A 4,036-nucleotide genomic window follows, 5' to 3' on the forward strand; every position below is an offset into this window, starting at 1 on the left:
CCTGCGCCGCGCGGGCGTGGACGTGCCGGGCGACGTCGCCGTCGCGGGCTTCGACGACATCGACTTCGCCGCCCTCAGCCGCCCGGCGCTGACCACGACCACCAACCCGGTCGAGGACATCGCGGCCGGCGCCGCCACCGCGGTCCTCGACCGCCGCCGCGCCGACCCGTCGACCGCCTACCCGTCGACGCTCGTGCTGCGCGAGAGCTCCTGACCGACCCGCCCCGAACGCCGGTCCACCGCCACCGCCGCCATCAGGACGCACCCGAGCATCGGCAGCAGCAACGGCGGGAGCTGCCAGGTCACCACCAGCAGCACCCCGAACGACATCACCAACAGCAACGACCCGCCGAAGTCGGCGACGGCCCGACGTGGGGCCGAGCGCGCCAGGTCCGCCCACCGCGCGTCCGGCGACCACGCCGCCGCGGCCCGCAGCACGACCACCGCGAGGCCGACCGCCGCCACACCGCACACCGCGGCCACGAACCCGCCGCCGGCGACCCGCGACCGCAGCAGCACCACGTCCACCGCCAGCACGGCGAAGCACCCGATGACCGCCAGCGACAGCTGCCACCCGCCGGGCAGCGCCGCCCGCACCCGCTCGAAGAACGACCGCAGCGAGGTGGTCTCGCCGTCGACGTGAGCCTTGATGTGCGCGCACCCGGCCGCGAGCGCCGGCAGCAGCGTCACCACCGGCAGCGCCGCGACCAGGACGAGCAGCCCCGCCGTCAGGCACTCGCCGAACAACGCGAACCGCCTCATCCCTTCAACCCCGACGTCGACACGCCCTCCACCAGGAAGCGCTGGAAGAACAGGAAGAACAGGATCACCGGCACCAGCGCCAGCATCGACATCGCCATCAGCGCGCCGAAGTCCGATCCCGTCGACTCGTCGATGAACAGCTGCAGCGCCAGCGGCAACGGGTACTTGTCCGGCGTGCTGAGGTAGATCAGCGGGCCGAAGAAGTCGTTCCAGCTCCAGATGAACGTGAAGATCGCCGTGGTGATCAGCGCCGGACGGCACAGCGGCAGGATGATGTCCCAGAACACCCGCCAGTGGTTCGCCCCGTCGATCTTGGCCGACTCGTCCAGCTCGTGCGGCAGCTGCCGGATGAACTGCACCATGAGGAACACGAAGAACGCCTCCGTGGCCAGGAACTTGCCCGCCAGCAGCGGCACGTAGGTGTCGACCAGGTCGAGGTTCTGGAACACGATGTACTGCGGGATGATCAACACGTGGAACGGCAGCAGCAGCGTCGAGATCATGATCCCGAACATCACCGTCCGCCCCCGGAACCGCAGCCGGCCGAACGCGTAGGCCGCCAGCGCCGACGACGCCACCGTGCCGATCACCGACAGCACCGCCAGCACGGCGGAGTTGAGGAAGAACCGGCCGACGCCGATGCCGACCACACCGTCGAACACCCGCTCGTAGTTCGCCGTGGTCACCGTCTCCGGCAGCAGCCGCAGGCTGCCGACGATCGCCTCGGACGGCTTGAACGTGGCCGCCGCGACCCACACGATCGGGTAGAGCACGACGGCCAGCAGGACCAGCACGCCGACGTGCCACGCCACCCTCGACAGCTGCCGCTTCATCGCCTGCTCCCCGAGTCGCCCGTGTAGTGGACCCACCCGCGCGCGGTGCGGAAGAGGAACACCGTCACGAGCCCGACGCCGAGCAGCAGCATCCACGCCATCGCCGACGCGTAGCCCATCTGGTAGTCGCCGAACCCGCGGTCGAACAGGTAGATCGTGTAGAACAGCGTGCTGCCCGCCGGCTGGCCGTTCGGGCCGCCGACCACGTACGCCGACGTGAACACCTGGAACGCGTTGATCGTCTCCAGCAGCAGGTTGAAGAACAGCACCGGCGAGATCATCGGCAGCGTGATCGACCGGAACCGCCGCCACGGGCCGGCCCCGTCCACCTCGGCGGCCTCGTACAGCTCGCGCGGCACCTGCTTCAACCCGGCCAGGAAGATCACCATCGGCGCGCCGAGCTGCCACGCGGCCAGCAGCACCAGCATCATCAGCGAGAAGTCGGGGTTGCCCGCCCAGCCGCCGGTGTCGATGCCGACGCCCAGCAGCAGCTGGTCGACCACCGAGTCGTCGCTGAACATCATCTTCCACACGATGGCGACGCTGACGCTGCCGCCGATGAGCGACGGCCCGTAGAACGCCGCCCGGTAGAAGCCCTGCCCCCGGCGCTTGCTGTTGAGCAGCATGGCGACGGCGAGCGCCGCCACCAGCTTGATCGGCACGGCCAGCGCCACGTACAGCGCCGTCACCTCCACCGACCGCAGCCAGCGGGCGTCGGAGAACATCCGCTCGTAGTTCTCCAGCCCGATCCACCGCGGGGTGTTGAACAGGTCGTAGTCGGTGAACGACAGGTACAGCGACGTCACCATCGGCCCGAGGGTCAGCAGGACGATCCCGATGATCCACGGCGACAGGAACAGGTAGCCCGCCAGGCCGTCACCGGGCAGGCGGGCCCGCTTGCGCGGACCCGTCCGCTCCTCGGCCTGCGCCTCGCCGGCGCGAACCGGCGTGATCGTCGTCCTGCTCACGACCCGAGGGTCTCTTCGGCCTCGGTGAAGAACTGGTCGACCGCCTCGTCCACCGAGATCCGGCCGTACTGGAGCTCCTCGGTGATCCGGATGAACGCCTGCTCCAACGTGCCGGCGCCCTTCGGCGGCGCGGGCGGCGTCTTGCCGAACTTGTCCTTCAGCTGCTCCTCGTACGCCGCCACGGCGGCGAGGGGCCCTTCGAGCTGCGCGGCGGAGCGCTGCGCGTTGGTGGGCGGCAGGCCCCGGTTCGCGCCGAAGATCTTGCCGACCTCCGGGTCGTTGACCATGAACGAGACCAGCTTGGCCGCCGCCGCCGGGTGCTCGGACTTCTGCGACACGCTCAGCAGCATGGCCGGCTTCAGGTACTGGCCCTTCGCGTCCGACTTGTCGCTCGGCACGGGACCGAGCTTCAGCTCCGCCTTGGCGCCCTTGTCGTAGCGGGCCATGAAGTTGTCCCAGCCCAGGTCGCCGGCCACCAGGTCCAGCTCCAGCGGGTGCGACGGCTTGATCTGCACGCCCTTCTCGATCGGCAGGACGGCGCCGGCCTCCGCCAGGGTCTTGCCCTCCTTGAGGAAGTCGGCCAGCCGCGCCTTGTCGAAGCCGAGCTTGCCGTCCTCCGTGTAGAGCGACTTGCCCTCCTGGCGCAGCTGCAGCTCCAGGTTGTAGTAGCTGCCGATGTAGTTGCCGCCGCCGTGGACGCCGGTCTTCTGCGCGATCGTGGTCATGGCCGCGCGGTAGTCGTCCCAGGTCCAGCTCTCCTTGGGCTCCTCGACGCCCGCCTGGGCGAACAGCGCCGGGTTGTAGATGTAGCCCCAGGTGTTGCCGCCGACCGGCACGCCGTACAGGCTGCCGTCGATCTCGCCCGCGCCCTTCAGCCCCGGAAGCAGGTCGCCGAGGTCGAGGTTCTTGCCCTCCTGCTTCTTCAGGTCGTAGAGGGCGTTGCGGTCGGAGTACTCGCGCAGGTACGCGAAGTCCATCTGCATCACGTCGGGCGCGTTGCCGCCGGCGGTCTCCGTGGCCATCTTCTGCCAGTACGCCTCGAACTCCTGGAAGCTCGGGGTGACCTTGATCTCCGGGTTCTTCTGCTGGAAGAGGTCTATCGCCTTCTGCATCAGTTCAGCGCGCTCGGCGTTGCCCCACCAGGAGTACCGCAGGGTGGCGGGCCCGGCCGCCGTCTCGTCGCCGCCACCGGCGTCGCTTCCGCACGCCGCCGCCGAGGCGACGGCCAGCAGTGCCACGACCGTCGTGGTGAGACTTCTGAAACGTTTCACTGCACCCATTCGGATCCTCCGGTCTCGACCACTCGGGGAAGGGTTGTGCGCGTCACAGCGGAAAGCGCTTTCCGGGCAGGCTACGAGCACGGTGCGACCACGTCAATGCCCACTTCGGCAGCCCTGCGGCGGCTGAACGGCGGCAGTGCGGCCGCGGTGTCGGGCATGCGGCGCGCCGCGGCGCGCGGACGGCCGCCACCCC

General features: G+C 69.7%; 5 protein-coding genes. 1 reads left to right on the top strand and 4 read right to left on the bottom strand.

What is annotated here, in order from left to right; genetic code table 11:
- Positions 1-214 (top strand): substrate-binding domain-containing protein (locus ACFQ3T_RS34825; protein WP_380730103.1); only part of this gene is annotated, 214 nt, incomplete at its 5' end.
- On the opposite strand, the gene ACFQ3T_RS34830 is transcribed toward ACFQ3T_RS34825, so the two are convergent.
- From ACFQ3T_RS34830 to ACFQ3T_RS34845, 4 genes are read right to left on the bottom strand one after another with little or no spacing between them, the layout of a single operon-like run.
- Complete coding sequence (locus ACFQ3T_RS34830; protein WP_380730105.1) at positions 178-762, bottom strand: hypothetical protein; 585 nt, start codon at positions 760-762, stop codon at positions 178-180. The genes ACFQ3T_RS34825 and ACFQ3T_RS34830 overlap by 37 nt on opposite strands.
- Positions 759-1,595 (bottom strand): carbohydrate ABC transporter permease, encoded by an 837-nt coding sequence (locus ACFQ3T_RS34835; protein WP_380730107.1) that lies wholly within the window; start codon positions 1,593-1,595, stop codon positions 759-761. The genes ACFQ3T_RS34830 and ACFQ3T_RS34835 overlap by 4 nt, the downstream gene beginning before the upstream one ends.
- The gene (locus ACFQ3T_RS34840) at positions 1,592-2,563 is read right to left on the bottom strand and encodes a carbohydrate ABC transporter permease (RefSeq protein WP_380730109.1); all 972 of its coding nucleotides are present in this window, start codon (positions 2,561-2,563) and stop codon (positions 1,592-1,594) included. Before ACFQ3T_RS34840 ends, ACFQ3T_RS34835 begins: the two co-directional genes overlap by 4 nt.
- On the bottom strand, positions 2,560-3,801 hold the full coding sequence (locus tag ACFQ3T_RS34845; RefSeq protein WP_380730112.1) for an ABC transporter substrate-binding protein: 1,242 nt from the start codon (positions 3,799-3,801) through the stop codon (positions 2,560-2,562). Before ACFQ3T_RS34845 ends, ACFQ3T_RS34840 begins: the two co-directional genes overlap by 4 nt.
- Positions 3,802-4,036: the final 235 nt, after the last annotated feature.

This window comes from Saccharothrix hoggarensis (genome assembly GCF_042678885.1).
Lineage (GTDB): Bacteria > Actinomycetota > Actinomycetes > Mycobacteriales > Pseudonocardiaceae > Actinosynnema > Actinosynnema hoggarensis.